Consider the following 17,882-nt stretch of genomic DNA (forward strand, 5'->3'; position numbering starts at 1 on the left):
TGTAATTCCCAATGCTATTGCTGAACTTTTGAATAAAGAGCCTGAATTAAGGGAGAAATTGATAGTAGGCGCCTATATTGACGGAGAGATAAATCCTGGAAAAGCGGCAGAACTATTGGGGATTCACCCGGTTAAGCTGAGAGGGCAACTTTTATCAAAAGGCATACCTGTCAGGATAGGTGTAGAAACGATAGAAGAAATAGTAGCCGAAGGGATAGCTGCAAGAGGTACCAGGGAAAGTGCTGAATGATACTTATGGACAACAATGTCCTGTCAAACTTTGCCCTGATAGGAGAGATAAACCTTCTACAAGACTACAGTTTGCTGAGAATGTGGATATTCAGACAGAGGAATTTTGTGAAGATATGGCTGCCAAAAAAATAGAATATGTCATAATGATTGTAATCAACGATAGATACAGACATCGGCATATTCATGAGACATGAGGGAGGAAAGATAGTATTTTTCAGGGTACCATATAAGACAAGAATTAATGATAAATGGTGTCCTGTTGTCAGATATGATACTGCTCGTGGATTTGTACATGGGGATTTGATGAGTGTCAATGGAGATGTAAAGAAAACACCTTTATTTAATCAAGACAATAACAGTGCATTAACTTTTGCTGAAAATGATCTAAAATCTAATTGAGAGTATTACAAAAAGAGATTTTTGGAGGAGGGGTGATGTGCAAGGAAAAAGAAATGATAGAGCGCAATATTGAGCTAAGCGCTGAGTTTAGCAGGTATTTGTTTGAACATCCGGAAGTTGAAACAAAGATACCACTGGATGCAAAGGTTGTGCTTTTGCCTGAATTTGACAAAGAATTAAAGAGATTTAATCTTCAATTGGGAAAAAACATCGAAGCGGATGGTGGGCGGGTGGTATATATACTGATCAAAAATATTCGCCCTAAGGTTTTGTCAAGAATAGAAAAAATAGAATTTGAACCTGTTGCGAATTAAGTGTTTTTCTCCATAGAGAAAATCTTAGAGGGGCTTCTCTGTGATAGATAAAAAGAGAATTGTAGAGAAAAGCGGCATGCTTGGCTTTGAAAAACACGAGGTGGAAAATGAAACTGCTGCTTATAAATCCATATTTTGAATGGACGTGTTTATACGCCATCCATTGTCTTCTTGTCCTGGCTATCACATTAAAGATGCTGTTTTGAAATTAATTCAAGTAGTTTTGGAACGGGAAAAGAAGAAAAAGACGTAGGACTAAAAAAGGGGAGATATTCTATGAGATGGGATGAATTTATAAGGGGAATTAAGAGGTTCTGTGGTTTTTTGCAAGACCAGGTTGAGAAGGGGGAAAATAATCTTTTGAAATTTTGTGCCCCTTGCGTCTTTGCGTGGAACAATTTTCTCTTCCGGCTCGTTCGGGTTAGGCCATCTAAATGAAAACTATTTTTTCTAAATTTTTATATTTATTTAACCGCAGAGAAAAGCTACAGATATTTGCCCTGTTTATTTTAATACTTGTAAGCGCCTTATTTGAGACATTTGGGGTGGGGCTAATGTACCCCTTTATTTCGATACTTAAAAATCCGGAAGTTATCCACTCTTATAGAATCTTGCATTGGTTTTATGTTTTCATGGGTATGGGGTCCTTGAAAGAATTCTTAATTTGGGCTGTAATAGGATTGATTGCATTTTATTTACTCAAAAATGTCTTCCTGGTTTTATTGGCTTATGCACAATCAAGATTCATTTATAATAAACAGATATTGTTTGCCCACCGTTTATTTGTTTTCTATCTTAATCAGCCCTATACCTTTCATGTGCAAAGGAATACCGCAGAATTATTGCATAAAATCAACGTTACGGTTTCTACGCTTTTTAGTGGTTTTCTGCTTTATGCGATAATGTTCGTGATTGAAATAATAACTACTCTGTCTATCCTTTGCCTACTCATTATATTAAAACCACTGCCGTCTATAATTGCAGTAAGCGTGTTGGGCATTATTACAATTTTTTTTTATAAGTTAATTCGGAAAAAGATCGGGAAGCTCGGTGAGATGAGGCATCATTTCGGCGAACAGATGGTCCGCTGGGTTACTCAGGGTTTGGGCGGGATAAAGGAAACCAAGGTGCTGGGGAGGGAAGGGTTCTTTGCTAATGAATACAATAAAAACAGCAAGGGATATGTTAATGCAGAAAGATTTCTCTATGTGATTAATCAACTCCCTCGCCCATTTCTGGAGACGATATGCATTTTGAGTATGTTCCTGATAATGCTATTAATGATGGCTCAGAATAAAGATTTGGGATCGATCATACCCACATTGTCATTATTTGCAATGGCTGCTTTTCGAATCATACCATCTATGAACCGCATCTTTGCAGCCGCCACACTGATGCGCTACAACAGTTCTTCGGTTGAAATAGTTTATAATGAACTCACTTCCTTCGATAAACATCCTGCTTCATTTGAAAGGGCGCCTGCTGATGTTATTGCAAAAACAGTGGACAAACCAAAAACTCCTGCTGTTTCCTTTCCCGCAGGAGAGTCCTTCTTTGATAATGCAATAGAGCTTAAGAACGTTTCCTATCAATATCCCAATACTGAGAAGGCTGTTCTTAACGGTATTTCGCTCGTAATTCCAAAGCACTATTCTATCGGATTTGTTGGTCCATCGGGGGCGGGTAAGACTACTCTTGTGGATGTGATTATCGGCCTGCTTACGCCAACACATGGAGAGGTATTGGTCGATGGTAAAATTATGAAAGATAATTTATCAGATTGGCAACGCCGAATAGGTTACATTCCACAGAGCATATATCTCTCCGATGACACCATTCGGCGGAACATAGCTTTTGGTTTGCCTGATGAACAAATCGATGAGGATCAAATCTGGTCGGTTCTTGAATCTGCGCAACTTAAGGAATTCGTTAATAATCTACCTGATAAACTTGGTACTTTTGTAGGGGAGCGGGGCATTCGTCTTTCAGGTGGCCAACGGCAACGCATAGGTATTGCCAGGGCATTGTATCGTAATCCTGAGGTGCTGGTGATGGATGAGGGCACTGCTTCATTGGATAACGAAACGGAATGGGAAATTATGCAGACAGTAAAAAACCTACGTGGGGAAAAAACAACAATAATTATTGCGCACCGTTTAAGTACTATAAAAAATTGCAATCTGCTTTATTTCATAAAAGATGGTACTATTACTGACTATGGGGTGTATGACGAATTGTTCGATAAAAGCCAGGAGTTTAAATCGATGGTTATGGCAACGGAGTACAAATAGAATTCATGGAGGCTATCATCTTGGCAGGTGGTTATGGCACAAGGCTTCAAAGTGTTATAAAAGATATTCCAAAACCTATGGCGGATATAAACGGCCGCCCATTTCTATCCTATCTAATGGATTATTTATTATGCCAGAATATTCGAAAAATCCTGCTTTCTGTTGGATATAAACATGAAATTATTAAAAACTATTTTGGTTTAAGGTATAAAAATTTGGATATCGAATATGTAATAGAAGATAAGCCTCTCGGAACTGGCGGCGCTATAAAGGAAGCGTTAAAATGGGTGGAAGGAGATGATGTTGTAGTTTTAAATGGTGATACATTTTTCTACCTTGAACTTAAAAAATTAATTGAATTTCATCTTGCACAAGACGCAATTTTAACCATTGCAGTAAAACTTATGCATAATTTTGATAGGTACGGAACGGTGGTATTAAAAGAAGGCAAAATAATTAATTTCGAAGAAAAAACGTTTAAGGCTGCTGGCTATATAAATGGCGGAGTGTATGTTATTAAAAAAAAGATTTTTGAGTCTTTTGATATGAAAAAAGATAAATTCTCGTTTGAGATGGATTTTTTGCATAAAAATATAGAGGCAATCAAGCCAGCCGCTTTTTCTAGTGACAGTTATTTTATAGACATTGGAATACCCGAAGATTACAAAAAAGCACAAAAAGAAATAGGGCTTATTTTTAAGGAAATAGTCGGATGATTATTTCACGAACACCGCACCGGATTTCATTTTTTGGAGGCGGAACAGATTATCCAGCATGGTATTTGGAAAATGGGGGAAAAGTTTTAGGTGTGGCAATTGATAAATATTGCTATATAACCTGCCGAAAGCTTCCCCCCTTTTTTAGTCATAAGCACAGAATTGTATATTCTAAAGTGGAAACGGTAAATCAACTGAAGGAAATTCAGCATCCTTCTGTAAGAGAAACCTTAAAATACCTAAATATCAAAAATGGGTTAGAAATTCATCACGATGGAGATATTCCTGCTCGCTCTGGTATGGGTTCAAGCTCTGCCTTTACCGTAGGACTTCTTAATACTCTATACGCGCTCGAAGGAAGAGTCGTAACGAAAGAGAGCCTTTATAAAGAAGCAATACACATTGAACAGAATTTAATAAAAGAAAATGTGGGATCCCAGGATCAGGCTTGGGCTGCTTGTGGAGGACTGAACATTATTGAATTTCTACAAAATGGAGAGATTTTAGTTAAGCCAATAATAATGCGAGAAAGTCTTTTGAGAAGTTTTGAAAACAAGTTCATGCTTTTTTTTACATGGTTATCAAGGAATTCTTCAGAAGTAGCAAAAGAGCAGATCGAGAATACGCAGAAAAACAGGAACGAGTTAACAGAAATGACTGGGATAGTCAATGCGGCGTATAAAATACTTGTTTCAGGGAAAAGTGATTTTGCTGAGTTTGGAAAACTTTTAAATGAATCCTGGAGATTAAAAAAACGGCTTTCTACAAAAATCACCAATGGTGAAATAGATGCTATTTATGAAAAAGCGCTTAAAAATGGGGCTGTTGGTGGTAAATTGCTTGGGGCGGGTAGTGGAGGTTTTATCCTTTTTTATGTAGAACCTGAAAATCAAGCTAGGGTAAAAGAGGCATTAAAAGGATATTTGCACGTTCCCTTTAAGTTTGATTTTTCGGGATCTGAAATAATGGTGTATCAACCTGGTTTTTAAGTTAAGAATAAGGAAAAATATAATGAGATACGAACTTACCAGTTCAACATGGAGTGAAGAGGAAAAGCAAACCATACGAGAGATTATTGAGTCTGGAATGTATACCATGGGAAGGCATGTAAAGGAGTTTGAAGAGAAATTTGCAAAATATTTTGGTATGAAATACGCCGTTATGGTAAATTCCGGCTCATCAGCGAATCTTATTGCGGTGGCTTCATTTTTTTATAAAAAAGAAAACCCCCTCAAAAGAGGTGATGAAGTAATCGTACCATGTATTTCATGGGCAACTACTTTTCATCCACTTCAACAATACGGCTTAAAACTGAAATTCGTTGATATTGATTTGAACACATTAAATTATGATATAGATGAGCTTAAAAAAGCCTTAACTAAAGATACCAAAATGATAGTTGCGGTAAGTATTTTAGGGAATCCCTGTCCGTTTGATGAAATAACAAAATTATGTGAAGAAAATAATATCATTCTTTTTGAGGATAATTGCGAATCAATGGGCGCTAAGTTTCATGGTAAGTATACAGGGACATTTGGACTCGTGAATACCTTCAGCACGTTCTTTTCACATCATATTTCAACTATGGAAGGGGGGCTTGTTTTAACCAATGATAAAGAAATTTACAATCTCCTGAAATCAATCAGAAACCACGGCTGGATAAGGGGGCAGGATGCAGATAGTCCGATTTTCGAGAGGAGAGGGGACGATTTTTTTGAGGCATACAGATTCATTCTTCCTGGTTATAATGTAAGACCAGGAGAAATCCATGGCGCTGCAGGCAGAAAACAGTTAGATAAATTAGAAAGTTTTGTGAAGACCAGAAGAGAGAATGCAGGACATTTTGTGCAACTTTTTGGCAATGATGAAAGATTTATAATACAAAAAGAAATTGGAGAAAGTTCGTGGTTCTGTTTTACAATGATTATTAATCCAAAACTAAATATTGATAGAAAAAAAGTATTGCAGAAACTAACGGCAGCAAATATCGAACATCGTATCATTACCGGTGGAAACTTTTTAAGGCATGATGTAATTAAATATTATGATTACGAGGTCGTAAGTAGAAAAAATGCCGATATAGCCCATGACTACGGATTTTTTGTTGGGAATCATCCTTACGATATAAGAGATAAAATACATTATTTGTATAAAACATTGGAACAGATTTAAAGGAGAAATAGTAAATGAGTTACAATATATTAGTTACCGGCGGAGCTGGGTATTTGGGTTCAGTACTGGTTCCCGAATTGTTAAAATTAGGACACAAAGTAACTGTTTTAGACAATTTTATGTTCGGTCAAAGCCCTTTGCTGGACTGTTGCTCAAGTGAAAATTTTAATGTGGTAAGAGGAGATGCAAGAGATGAGGATATTCTAAAACTTCTTCTGGAAAAAGCTGATTATATTATACCTTTAGCGGCATTAGTAGGCGCCCCACTTTGCAGCAGAGACAAAATAGGAACGATAACCACTATTCGAGATGCAGCGGCTTCCCTGGTTAAGCTTGCCTCAAAAGAACAGAGATTCATCATACCTACAACGAACAGCGGTTATGGCATTGGACAAAAAGGGGTGTATTGTACTGAAGAAACTCCTTTGAATCCCATTACACTATATGGAAAGGCTAAGGTAGAAGCGGAAAAGATTGTACTCGATAAAGGAAATTCAATAAGTTTCAGGTTAGCAACGGTATTTGGCACGTCTCCCAGGATGCGACTTGACTTATTGGTAAATGATTTTACCTACAGGGCAGTCAAAGATAGATTTGTAGTGATTTTTGAAGGTCATTTTAAACGAAACTACATCCATATTCGGGACGTAGCAAGGGCATTTATACATGCCGTAAATAATTTTGATACGATGAAAAATGAGCCTTATAACGTAGGCTTGTCGGATGCAAATCTATCAAAACTTGAACTCTGTGCAAAGATAAAAGAGTATGTTCCGGATTTTGTATATTTAGAGTCGCCGATAGGTGAAGACCCTGATAAAAGAGATTATATTGTATCAAATGAAAAAATTGAAAAAACAGGATTTAATCCTGTCTATTCGCTTGAAATGGGAATAAAAGAGCTTATTAAAGGATACAAGATTATTACGAATAGTAAGTACTCAAACGTATGAAAATTAGAAAATGAGACACAGTCAATGCGAATTTTGGAAAAGAAAACCTATTTAAGAAATGGGGGTTAGAAAGATGACCATTTTAAAGGCATTAACAGGTAGTATTGAGAATTTGCCGTCTTTGCGCCTGCATATATTGCTAACAAAGGAGGATGATGTTATAGTTGCGCGGTGTTTGGATTTTTCGGTTTCAAGCCATGGGAATAGTGAAACTGAGGCGCTTAACTCTTTAAGCGATAGTATAAAGGACTATATTGGCCATGCTATAGAACATGATGCATTAGATGAAATTATCGATCCAGACGAAGATGAGTTTTGGGAAGCATTTAGAAAATCAGAATTACAGGATGAGTTGCTAAATATCAAGGAGAACATTGATATTTTAAAAACTAAGAAAATAAACGAAGTAACCTATGCCTAAAGCCCTTGAACTAAGAAAGGTTATTGAACTACTAAAAAATTATGGAATTGAATTTGACTCAAAAAGTGGCGGCAGGCATTCTGGGAAATTTATAAAAATGGGGAAATCTTTTCCCGTTAAGGCGCATGGCATGAAAACAACAATATTGCCGTATGCGTTAAAAGGACTGATAAAGAAATTTGAACTTCCTTCTGATATCTTTGATAGAAAATAATTATGAATAAAGATTCAAAAATCTATTTGGCTGGACATACTGGCCTATTAGGCTCTGCGTTACTAAAAAGATTGAAATCAGAAGGTTATTCAAATATCGTTATGCGAACTCATACTGAGCTTGATTTAACAAGGCAAGAATCTGTTGATGAATTTTTTAAGAATGAACAACCGGAGTATGTATTTTTGTGCGCCGGACTGACAGGAGGTATTATTGCAAATAAGACATATCCTGCAACCTTCATGCATACGAATATAGCAATCCAGGACAATGTTTTTGAAGCAGTTCAAAAATACGGGGTTCAGCACTTAGTGTTTTATGGTTCGTCATGTGTGTATCCAAAAAATTGTCCGCAGCCCATAAAAGAAGAATATTTATTGACTGGTGAAATAGAAGAAACCAGTGAGGCTTATGCAGCAGCGAAAATTGCAGGCATAATTGCTTGTAAGTCGTATAACAATCAATATAAAACAAACCGATTCATTGTCCTGATTCCCAATTCAATGTATGGTCCAAACGATAATTTTGACCTGGAGAATTCCCATGTGCTTTCTGCCTTAATAAGAAGATTTTATGAGGCAAAGACAGAAGGAAGAAACAGAATAACTCTTTGGGGCAGTGGGAATCCGCGAAGGGAGTTTATGTTTAGTGATGATGTTGCTGATGCTTCCGTTTTTGCCATGAAAAATGTAGAAAGACTTCAAAATACACATTACAATATAGGAACTGGAATTGATTATTCAATAAAAGAGCTTGCTGAAATTATAGCAAAAGTTGTAGGGTTTAAGGGTAAGATTGAATGGGATACAACAAGACCAGATGGTATCCAGAGAAAACTCTTGGATAGTTCAAGGTTTTATAGTCTGGAATGGAAGCCATTTACTGCGATTAAAGATGGACTGAAAATAACTTATGAGTGGTTTAAAAATATCCAAAAACAGTAAGGATAATATACCTAAAGAAGAATCAAAAAATTTGATCGAATTTTTAAAAAATAAAGCCTTATGGGTGCGTAAAGAGACCTTGAATATTCACAGGATAGCACAGGAAACAAGACTGGCTTCCTCTTTATCTGCTGTGGAGATATTTGTGGCTTTGTTTTATGGTAGGATTCTAAATTTTGATCCCAAAAATACCCTATGGGGAAATAGGGACAGATTTATTATCAGTAAGGGTCATGGTTCAATTTCATTGTATCCGGTACTTGCAGATTTGGGATATTTTGATATGCAGGAATTGAAACGGGTGTGCAAAGAGGGTTCTTTTCTCGGAGCAATTCCGGATACTATAATCCCCGGATACGAGACAATAAACGGCTCTTTAGGACACGGTCTTGGGGTTGCGTGCGGTATTTCCCTTGCTTTGAAAAGAAAAAACAAAAGTGAAGAAGTTTTTGTACTTCTTGGTGATGGTGAATTATACGAGGGTTCGGTATGGGAAGCAGTCATGTTTGCAGGGGCGCATAAATTGGATAATCTGGTATTAATAATAGATAACAATAAAATTTGTATGCTTGATTATTGTAAAAATATACTGGATTTAGAACCTCTTAGCGAGAAGTTCAAGATGTTTAGATGGATGGTTAGAGCAGTTGATGGGCACGACATTAATCAATTATATAAGTCCTTAAAAGAATTAAAAGAGAGTAAAGATAACAAACCAAAATTATTGATAGCTAGTACTGTAAAAGGAAAGGGTATACCAAGCCTTGAAAATGACCCCTTGAGTCATATAAAAAACATAAAACCTGACGAAATTGACAAAGCAATAGAGGAATTAAAATGATTACAGAGAGAAAGAGCATGAGGGATGTCTTTATAGAACAGATTTATCATCGTATGTCTGATAACAGCTCAATCTTTTTTCTCTCTGCTGATTTTGGTTCACCGAAGCTTGATAAACTGAGAGAGGATTTTAGTGACAGATTTATAAATGTTGGTATTGCAGAGCAGAACCTAATAAATGTCTCGACAGGTTTAGCGTTGGAAGGGTTTACTGTGTATGCCTATGCTATTGCACCATTTTTGATAATGAGGGCTTATGAACAGATAAGAAATAACCTCTCTCTGCTTTCCCATACTCATAAGGTAAATGTAAACTTGGTGGGAGTTGGCGCAGGCTTGAGCTACGATGTATCAGGACCAACGCACCACAGCCTCGAAGATATCAGTATAATAAGAACCTTACCCAACCTAAGCATTTTTTCTCCCAGCGATTGTTTACTCGCAGAGAAGTTTGTGGATTATTCAATAGAACACAAAAGCCCGAAATATATCAGGTTTGACGGTAAGCCATTGCCGGTTATTTATGGAAACACGAAGAGTTTGGATATACAGATCGGATTTTTTGAACTGACAAAGGGCGACAATGTATGTTTGGTTTCAACGGGCTATATGACGCATACAGCCCTGAAGGTAGTTGAGAAATTGACCAAGGAAAATGTTTTTATCGGGCTTGTTGATGTTTTTCTGATAAAACCGCTTTATGAGGATTTACTTTTTGAGGCACTGAGTAAATATAAATATGTGATAACTCTTGAAGAGGCATTTATAAATAAAGGTGGCCTGGACAGTCTGGTATCAGGCATTTTAAATAATAAAGAAGCAAGCATTAAATTAAAAAAAATGGGATTTAGCGATAAATATCTTTTTGAGATGGGCGGAAGGGATTGCATGCACAAGTTAAATGGACTGGATGAAGACAGTATTGTCAAAGATATAAAAGACTTGCTGAGAAAGATATAAGGCAGAGAATGGATATAGTCTTAATTAATCCTGGTGACAGGAAGCAGGTTTATCAAAACCTTGGGGAAGACTACGCTGCAATTGAACCTCCGTTCTGGATTGCTGTAATAGGTGCTTATCTTAGAAATAATGGGTTTGATGTGGCAGTTATTGATGCAAACGCTGAAAATATTTCTCCACAAGAAACTGCAGAAAAAGCAAATAGATTACAACCGTTATTGTCTGCAGTAATAGTTTATGGCTCGCAACCTTCTGCATCTACACAAAATATGACAGTTGCAGGAAGAATTTGTAAGGCATTAAAAACAAACACATCTTCGAAGGTAGCTATAGGAGGACTTCATCCATCGGCATTGCCAAAAAGGACATTAGAGGAAGAAGAGGTAGACTTTGTTATTGAAGGAGAGGGTACTTTTACATTAGAACACCTTCTTAACATTTTAAGATCGGGTAGCAAGGATTACTCTAGTATTCCAGGCCTGTGGTATTTTGATAATGGAGCTATAAGAAATAATCCAAGACCGTCGCTTATTAAAGATTTAGATAAAATGGTACCTATTGCAGCATGGGATCTTTTACCAATGGAAAGATATAGAGCCCATAACTGGCATTGCTTTGATGATATAAATAACAGGATGCCTTATGGCGCAATATATACAAGCCTTGGCTGCCCTTACAATTGCGTATTCTGTTGTATAAATGCTCCATTTGGAAAACCAGGGATAAGGTATAGAAGCCCTGAATTGGTAGTAGCAGAAATAGGTTTATTGACAAGCAAATACGGCATAAAAAATATAAAGATAGTGGATGAATTATTTGTTTTTAATGAAAAGCATTACATGTCAATCGTAGATTTAATAATCCGAAAAGGTTATAACCTGAATATGTGGGCTTATGCAAGGATTGATACGATTAAGCAAGAACATTTTAAAAAAATGAAAAAGGCAGGAATTAATTGGCTTGCATTAGGTATTGAATCGGCAAGTGTTGTAGTAAGAGAAGGTGTCAATAAGAGGACCCGAGTAAAAGATATTATAAAAATTATAAGAATGATTCAATCTGAAGGTATTCGAGTGGGTGCAAATTACATTTTTGGTTTACCAGACGACAATCTTGAAACTATGCAGGAAACCCTGGACATGGCTATGGGAATAAATTCTGAACTGGCAAATTTTTATTGTGCAATGGCTTACCCCGGCTCGGAACTTTATGATATAGCCATAAAGGAGGGTTGGGAGTTGCCAAAGGAATGGTATGGATATTCACAGCACTCTTATGAAACCTTCCCTTTACCGACAAAATATATTAGCGCCAGAGAAGTATTAAAATTCAGGGATGATGCATTTCATAAATATTCATCAAGTCCCATTTATCTAAATATGATAGAGAATAAATTTGGGAAAATGGTCAAAGAACATATTCAAGAAATGACGAAAACCAGATTAAAAAGAAAATTACTTGAGAGCTGACTCTCTAAATTGCTCATTGCTCTATATTTCGCCTCTTCGATTTCTGTGACCTGATCATCGTGAGAGGATATGGCCTGAATATCTGGGCTTATGCCAGAGTTGATACAGTCAATGAAAGATGCTAGCCAGGAGGAAACAATCGGGCATCAACTGGGTGGCCTACGGTTTTGAATCCGGGCGCATGAAAGTGCTTGACGGGGTCAGTAAAGGATACTTTCAGAATGAAAAATAAAAATATGGAGGAGGAAAAAGATGGAAGTCATAAGCAAGACAAAGATACTCGGAGATGGTGATATTGAGCTTTCTCCCGAGGCAAAAGAAAAACTCAAAAAATTGGTGGGAAAAACAGTAAGGATCGTTGTGCAAGAGGAAAAGGAGCTTGCCAGTCCCCTTCTTGAACTCTGTGGAAGGGCCGATGTGAAAATCAAAGACGGCTCCCTAAATCATGATAAGTATATCTATGGGGGAAAATAACCCTTGGAAAAAGCCTTTATTGACATTTCCTACTGGATTGCTTTTTTGAGTCTGTTTAGAAAAATAGAGTATAAAGATCTGAGTTTTGTAGATTGTACCAGTTTCACCCTAATGAAAAAGGAAGGGATTGCAAGGGCTTTGACATTCGATGCACATTTCGAGCAGATGAGTTTTCTCAAAGAGCCATAAAGGGTAACAGATGTAGGTAAAAATGGATTGCCATGCGGTAGTGCGGATAAGGTCGTCCGGGAAAGGTTGAAGATGAAAAATAAACCTAGTGTCTAATTGCATAAATTGTTGATAGTATTTCTCTCCAGAAATCCCTTTATTCTATGGGTATTCGAGGCAACAAGATATCTTGTGTACTATTGCAATTAAACACTAGAGAAAAATGTGGGAAGTGTACCAAATTTAAAGGAGTTTCTAAATGAATTACAATCCTGTTAAAATAACCGTTGAAGAGATAAAGCATATCTTGCCCAGACTTTCGAGGTGCCAGATCATAGAATTAGATCAAAGAATTCACGAATATCTGGAGACATCCCTATTGACCAGGGCTTCAGAAACAGCATTCTCTGAATGGGAAGACCCTGAGGAAGACCTCTATAATACCGATGTTTAAACCCGGCACTATAGTATTGGTCAATTTCCCTTTCACTGATAGCCAGTCTTCGAAGGTAAGACCTGCTTTGGTGCTTACCAAGAAGGGGGATGACGTTATCATCCTTGGTATTTTTTCCAAGTCCATTGATGGGCTTCGTGAGTCATGGATCAAAGTTGATGGACTTAACCCGGATTTTCATAAAACAGGATTGAAGAAGACCTCTATCATTAAAACGGAAAAAATCACAGTAATTCACCAGTCCTTGGTTCAGAAAGAACTCGGTTCCCTCTCCTTTGAATTAATGCAACAAGTTAGAAAAATACTTCGTAAAACTCTGGAAATTGAATAAAAAGAGGCTGGGCAAGTACATCACGCAATCCGCAATCGTCCTAATGACCCAATGGCCTATTGATTTTTTGCTATGCGATGTCAAGATTAGATTCTGCTGCCCCATGAAAATGGGCAATTGCAACATGCCACAGTGCAACGACTTAAAAAGGCGCGTTTTGGCAAAATGGCTCTTTTTCAGCAGAATCAAGATTAAAGACATGGTCACATGACAGCCATTGAAACAATGCAGGAAACCCTGGACATGGCTATGGAAATAAATTCTGAACTGGCAAATTTTTATTGTGCAATGGCTTACCCTGGCTCTCAACTTTATGATATAGCCATAAAGGAGGGTTGGGAGTTGCCAAAGGAATGGTATGGATATTCACAGCACTCTTATGAGACCCTCCCTTTACCGACAAAATATATTAGCGCAAGGGAAGTTTTGAAATTTCGAGACGATGCATTTTGTAAATATTTCAAAAATGCAGATTATTTGAATATGATGGAAGGAATATTTGGGAAAGAAGTTAAAGAACATATTCAGGAAATGGCGAAGACGAGATTGAAAAGAAAAATTCTTGAAACAGGACGTTATATTTTTTCGGAATTCGGAATAGGGATCAGCATGAAGTGCCTCTTTGCAGACGCTCGATTCTTGGAGAATGGAGTAGTATTTAGGGGTAAATGGGACAGGCTGAATTGTAAGGAGGATTTTGAAATATGCCCAGGATTCCAAGGGGATTGGTAGATGGATTTATTTATCATGAGGCGAGAAAAGGTAGAAAGGTAGCCTGTCCCCTTCCCCCCTTTGATTATATATCCCATTGGGGTTATCGATGATGCGAAGGCTTGTTTAAAAAATGTTTTTGGTAAAAAGAGTGAGGAGGTTGAAATATGCACAGCTTAATAGAATTATCCCCTAATTTAAAAGGTATATTTAAAGAATTTGGAGAGAAGGCAGAAGATATAGTAATGAAGGCATTGTCTGCCGGGCTCAGGGAACTTCTGAGAGAGTGCGAAGAGGAAATATTAGAGTTTGAGATAAAATATGGACTCTCTTTTGAAAAGTTTAAAGAACATCTCGAAAAGGGAAATGTAGGCGATTTTCACTCTTATCCTTTAGAAAATGACGCAATGTTATGGGAAGACCTTGAAGAAGAGAAACGGATTAGATTAGAATCATTGCGCAAATTGGAACGACTAGATTGATGTTGGGCAACTTAAAAAATGAATTGTTTCAATTATTAGAAAAATATTTTCCTTCAATTCGAATCGACAGTAAGGAAAAACGTGGAATTATACTCGAAGTGAGGGCGCATATCGATGAGGCAACTTTCATTGTGGTTTATGCTAATGCCATAACTGGAAAGAGGAGTTTTGCTCTAATCTCAAAGGGTGAGAGGATAATTGGCTATGACAACTACAAGTTTTGGCACTATCATCCTCCTGGCGAGCCAAACAGCCACATTCCTTGTGATGAACCTTCCATAGAATCGATAATTTTAGAGTTTAAGGCTGTACAAGAAAAATACTAACTTTTTACGAGAGGGTAAAATGGGACAGGCTGAATTGTAAGGAGGATTCTGAAATATGCCCAGAATTCCAAGGGGATTGGTATATGGATTTATTTATCATGAGACAAGGAAAGGTAGCCTGTGCCCTTTGTTTTTAATGCTCTTTTTTTAAAATGCATAACTGTAAGGCATTGATTATATGAGGCTTCCGTAAAGTTTGGAGCATTGGGTTTTTTGTCATTTGAATTTGTTTCGTATTTCGATATTCGTATTTCGAATTTGGTTGCGGCCAAAGGCCGCTCTAGGTACTTCATGGTGATACTATGAGTAGTAAAAATATGGAGGAGGAAAAGGATGGAAGTCATAAGCAATGCAAAGATACTCGAAGATGGTGACATTGAGCTTTTTCCGCAAATTTAAAGGAGGTTCTAAATGAATCCTGTTAAAATAACCGTTGAAGAGATAAAGCATGTCTTACCCAGACTTTCGAGGCGCCAGATCGTAGAATTAGATCAAAGAATTCCTAGCGCGGCCTTTGGCCGCAACCAAAAAGGTGATTTTTAGTTTATTATAAAGTATAGTAGTATCCTCGTAAATAGTAATCAGACAATTTGGAGGACACTACTTATGAATAAGTTGATGGAATTATATCGAGACAGGATCGTGGGTGCAATAAGCGGTCTGGACAGGATTCGTTTTCGCGGGACATTGCGGTGGTTGGCCAGTGAGCGTGGGATGGGAACATTCATGAACCAAGCGAGAATTCTGCTTAAGGATTTTTCCGGTTGGGTCAATGGGCTTACGGCACAGGTGCGAGACAGTTGTGAATCGCGGGCGAAAGATTTGGGTATCGAGGTGCGGTATTTGATGAGCAGCGGTGTTGATAAGGAGAAGTTGGCTCGCCAGATCGCGGCGGATAAGAGGATTACGGAAGGTTCCATCTGCCTGTTGAGTGTGGTAGAGCCTTGTATTGCGCCGATGGTCAAGGGCAACAAGGCCAGCAAGAAGCTCGAGTTGGTAATGGCGCCCCGCAAGTGTGTCTTTGTGTATCATTATTTTAACGATCCAGTGTTTGGTTTTGGTCATGTTCGTATCCAGAGTTGGGCGCCGTTTAATATTTTCATTTGTCTCAATGGTCGTCATTGGCTGGAGCGGCAACTTCAGAAGCAAGGTATTGATTATGTTAAGGACGGCAACTGTTTTGTGCGTATAGAGGATATTGCGGCTGCGCAGGTTCTGCTCCATGAGCAGCTTAAGACTGACTGGGCGAAGCTGCTGAACGGGCTTGCGTTGGGCAGTTGCCCGGCATTGTCGCAGATTCTTCGTCCGTTGGAACCGGAGTATTACTGGTCTGCGGATGAGACGGAGTGGGCGACGGACATCATGTTTAAATCGGTTGAGGCATTGGAGGAGTTGTTTCCATCGTTTGTTCATCATGCGATGCGGGTTTGCGACAGTTCTTCGGTGATGAAGTATTTGGGTAGGCGTAACCTTGCAGGCGCTGCCCCTGATGAGGTTATCAGCGACTATCGAAGACGCTATGAAGGTATACGGGTCAAGCACAGTGTGAATTATAATTCAGTGAAGATGTATAACAAGAGCGGTAGTCTCTTGCGTATTGAGACAACGATCAATAATACGCGGGACTTTAAGGTCTTTCGGAGTCCCAATGATGATGAAGGCAAACCGGCGTCATGGCAGAAGATGCGTAAGGGCGTAAGCGATCTTCATCGACGGTGTGAGGTGAGCCAACAATGCAATGATCGTTATGGGGATGCTTTGGCGGCGGCTCAGGTAGAGGAGAAACTGAAAGAAGTGGTGAGCAGCGCTTGTAACAAGGTTGTCAAAGAGGGCAAGAGGTATCGAGGTTTGAATCCCTGGCAGCAGGATGATTACCAGATGCTGATGTTCCTGTCCAAAGGCGAAAACGCGATAAATGGATTCCGCAACCATGATTTGCGTAAGTGGCTTTACCGGGAATCCGAACAATCCGGCAAGGATCAGCAAAAGAAATATTCCGGACGAACGACCCGACGGATAAAGATGCTGCGGGCACACGGTCTAATCCGCAAAGTTCCGAGGGCCAACCGCTATGTTTTGACGGAGAAAGGCCAGAAGTTCTCTTGTTCACTGATGACCGCTTCAGCCCTTGATATTAAAGCACTTACGGAAATGGCGGCATGAAAAACACGCATAAAAAACAAGAAATTGATGGATAGTAGTACGAATATCTGGAGACCTCCCTGCTGACCAAGTCTTCAGAAACAGCATTCTCTGAATGGGAAGATATTGAGGAAGACCTCTATCATTAAAACGGAAAAAATCACAGTAATTCACCAGTCCTTGGTTCGGAAAGAACTCGGTTCCCTCTCCTTTGAATTAATGCAACAAGTTAGAAAAATACTTCGTAAAACGCTGGAAATTGAATAAAAGAGGCAGGGTAAGTATATCCCGCAATCCGCAATCGTCTTAATGGCCTATTGATTTTTTGCTATGCGATGTCAAGATTAGATCCTGCTGTCCCATGAAAATGGGCAATTGCAACATGCCACAGTGCAACGACTCAAAAAGGCGCGTTTTGGCAAAATGGCTCTTTTTCAGCAGAATCAAGATTAAAGATCTGACCCCATGACAGCCATTGAGACAATGCAGAAAACCAAGAAAATGGCAATGTAATTAAATACTGAATTAGCAAATTTTTATTGTACAATGGCTTATCCTGTCTCGGAACTTTATGATATAGCCATAAAGGAGGGTTGGGATTTGCCAAAAGAATGGCATGGATATTCACAGCATTCTTATGAGACCATACCTTTACCGACAAAATATATTAGCGCAAGGGGTGTTTTGAAATTTCGAGACGAGGCCTTTTGTAAATATTTCAAAAATGCAGCTTATATGATGGAAGGAAAATTTGGGAAAGAAGTTAAAGAACATATTCAGGAAATGACGAAGACGAGATTGAAAAGAAAAATTCTTGAAACAGGACGTTATCCTTTTTCTGAATAGGAA

General features: G+C 38.3%; 23 protein-coding genes. All 23 read left to right on the forward strand.

Going from position 1 to position 17,882, the window contains the following annotated elements; genetic code table 11:
• The first annotated feature begins 16 nt into the window (after nt 1-16).
• The 23 genes from KSMBR1_RS11465 to KSMBR1_RS11585 all read left to right on the forward strand — a co-directional run bounded on the left by KSMBR1_RS11465 (nt 17) and on the right by KSMBR1_RS11585 (nt 17,879).
• Entirely contained in the window at nt 17-250 is a 234-nt protein-coding gene (locus KSMBR1_RS11465; protein WP_261341101.1) for a UPF0175 family protein, read from the forward strand.
• A 185-nt stretch (nt 251-435) separates the two neighbouring features.
• Nucleotides 436-651: a DUF7718 family protein gene (locus KSMBR1_RS11475; RefSeq protein WP_099325457.1), complete on the forward strand. Its 216-nt coding sequence runs from the start codon at nt 436-438 to the stop codon at nt 649-651.
• A 35-nt stretch (nt 652-686) separates the two neighbouring features.
• Nucleotides 687-965 (forward strand): DUF5647 family protein, encoded by a 279-nt coding sequence (locus KSMBR1_RS11480; RefSeq protein ID WP_099325458.1) that lies wholly within the window; start codon nt 687-689, stop codon nt 963-965.
• 434 nt (nt 966-1,399) lie between these two features.
• Nucleotides 1,400-3,256 (forward strand): ABC transporter ATP-binding protein, encoded by a 1,857-nt coding sequence (locus KSMBR1_RS11485; protein WP_099325459.1) that lies wholly within the window; start codon nt 1,400-1,402, stop codon nt 3,254-3,256.
• A 5-nt stretch (nt 3,257-3,261) separates the two neighbouring features.
• Entirely contained in the window at nt 3,262-3,972 is a 711-nt protein-coding gene (locus KSMBR1_RS11490; protein WP_099325460.1) for a nucleotidyltransferase family protein, read from the forward strand.
• Nucleotides 3,969-4,961 (forward strand): GHMP family kinase ATP-binding protein, encoded by a 993-nt coding sequence (locus tag KSMBR1_RS11495; RefSeq protein ID WP_099325461.1) that lies wholly within the window; start codon nt 3,969-3,971, stop codon nt 4,959-4,961. The genes KSMBR1_RS11490 and KSMBR1_RS11495 overlap by 4 nt, the downstream gene beginning before the upstream one ends.
• Before the next feature lie 22 nt (nt 4,962-4,983).
• Complete coding sequence (locus KSMBR1_RS11500) at nt 4,984-6,144, forward strand: DegT/DnrJ/EryC1/StrS family aminotransferase (protein ID WP_099325462.1); 1,161 nt, start codon at nt 4,984-4,986, stop codon at nt 6,142-6,144.
• A 14-nt stretch (nt 6,145-6,158) separates the two neighbouring features.
• Complete coding sequence (locus KSMBR1_RS11505; protein ID WP_099325463.1) at nt 6,159-7,097, forward strand: NAD-dependent epimerase/dehydratase family protein; 939 nt, start codon at nt 6,159-6,161, stop codon at nt 7,095-7,097.
• A 58-nt stretch (nt 7,098-7,155) separates the two neighbouring features.
• Nucleotides 7,156-7,518: a hypothetical protein gene (locus KSMBR1_RS11510; RefSeq protein ID WP_164995619.1), complete on the forward strand. Its 363-nt coding sequence runs from the start codon at nt 7,156-7,158 to the stop codon at nt 7,516-7,518.
• The gene (locus tag KSMBR1_RS11515) at nt 7,511-7,732 is read left to right on the forward strand and encodes a hypothetical protein (protein ID WP_099325465.1); all 222 of its coding nucleotides are present in this window, start codon (nt 7,511-7,513) and stop codon (nt 7,730-7,732) included. The genes KSMBR1_RS11510 and KSMBR1_RS11515 overlap by 8 nt, the downstream gene beginning before the upstream one ends.
• A 2-nt stretch (nt 7,733-7,734) precedes the next feature.
• The gene (locus tag KSMBR1_RS11520) at nt 7,735-8,676 is read left to right on the forward strand and encodes a GDP-L-fucose synthase family protein (protein ID WP_099325466.1); all 942 of its coding nucleotides are present in this window, start codon (nt 7,735-7,737) and stop codon (nt 8,674-8,676) included.
• Nucleotides 8,645-9,517 carry a transketolase gene (locus tag KSMBR1_RS11525; protein WP_099325467.1) on the forward strand — a complete coding sequence of 291 codons (873 nt, stop codon included), beginning with the start codon at nt 8,645-8,647 and terminating at the stop codon, nt 9,515-9,517. The genes KSMBR1_RS11520 and KSMBR1_RS11525 overlap by 32 nt, the downstream gene beginning before the upstream one ends.
• The gene (locus tag KSMBR1_RS11530) at nt 9,514-10,476 is read left to right on the forward strand and encodes a transketolase family protein (protein WP_099325468.1); all 963 of its coding nucleotides are present in this window, start codon (nt 9,514-9,516) and stop codon (nt 10,474-10,476) included. Before KSMBR1_RS11525 ends, KSMBR1_RS11530 begins: the two co-directional genes overlap by 4 nt.
• Before the next feature lie 8 nt (nt 10,477-10,484).
• Nucleotides 10,485-11,945, forward strand: a complete 1,461-nt coding sequence (locus KSMBR1_RS11535) for a B12-binding domain-containing radical SAM protein (RefSeq protein ID WP_099325469.1) — start codon at nt 10,485-10,487, stop codon at nt 11,943-11,945.
• 252 nt (nt 11,946-12,197) lie between these two features.
• Nucleotides 12,198-12,419, forward strand: coding sequence for a hypothetical protein (locus tag KSMBR1_RS11540; RefSeq protein ID WP_099325470.1), 222 nt, complete (start codon nt 12,198-12,200; stop codon nt 12,417-12,419).
• 427 nt (nt 12,420-12,846) lie between these two features.
• Nucleotides 12,847-13,041, forward strand: a complete 195-nt coding sequence (locus KSMBR1_RS11550) for a hypothetical protein (RefSeq protein ID WP_099325472.1) — start codon at nt 12,847-12,849, stop codon at nt 13,039-13,041.
• A complete protein-coding gene (locus KSMBR1_RS11555; RefSeq protein WP_099325473.1) occupies nt 13,034-13,372 on the forward strand; it encodes a type II toxin-antitoxin system PemK/MazF family toxin in 339 nt (112 codons plus the stop codon). Before KSMBR1_RS11550 ends, KSMBR1_RS11555 begins: the two co-directional genes overlap by 8 nt.
• A 207-nt stretch (nt 13,373-13,579) precedes the next feature.
• A complete protein-coding gene (locus tag KSMBR1_RS11560) occupies nt 13,580-14,104 on the forward strand; it encodes a hypothetical protein (RefSeq protein ID WP_099325474.1) in 525 nt (174 codons plus the stop codon).
• A gap of 146 nt (nt 14,105-14,250) precedes the next feature.
• The gene (locus KSMBR1_RS11565) at nt 14,251-14,565 is read left to right on the forward strand and encodes a hypothetical protein (protein WP_099325475.1); all 315 of its coding nucleotides are present in this window, start codon (nt 14,251-14,253) and stop codon (nt 14,563-14,565) included.
• Nucleotides 14,565-14,891 (forward strand): hypothetical protein, encoded by a 327-nt coding sequence (locus tag KSMBR1_RS11570; protein ID WP_099325476.1) that lies wholly within the window; start codon nt 14,565-14,567, stop codon nt 14,889-14,891. The genes KSMBR1_RS11565 and KSMBR1_RS11570 overlap by 1 nt, the downstream gene beginning before the upstream one ends.
• A 606-nt stretch (nt 14,892-15,497) precedes the next feature.
• Nucleotides 15,498-17,054 (forward strand): hypothetical protein, encoded by a 1,557-nt coding sequence (locus tag KSMBR1_RS11580; RefSeq protein WP_099323647.1) that lies wholly within the window; start codon nt 15,498-15,500, stop codon nt 17,052-17,054.
• 105 nt (nt 17,055-17,159) lie between these two features.
• Nucleotides 17,160-17,300, forward strand: coding sequence for a type II toxin-antitoxin system PemK/MazF family toxin (locus tag KSMBR1_RS23475; RefSeq protein WP_157820546.1), 141 nt, complete (start codon nt 17,160-17,162; stop codon nt 17,298-17,300).
• Between the two features lie 279 nt (nt 17,301-17,579).
• Nucleotides 17,580-17,879 (forward strand): hypothetical protein, encoded by a 300-nt coding sequence (locus KSMBR1_RS11585; RefSeq protein ID WP_099325478.1) that lies wholly within the window; start codon nt 17,580-17,582, stop codon nt 17,877-17,879.
• Nucleotides 17,880-17,882 lie beyond the last annotated feature (3 nt).

This window comes from Candidatus Kuenenia stuttgartiensis (assembly GCF_900232105.1).
Classification (GTDB): domain Bacteria; phylum Planctomycetota; class Brocadiia; order Brocadiales; family Brocadiaceae; genus Kuenenia; species Kuenenia stuttgartiensis_A.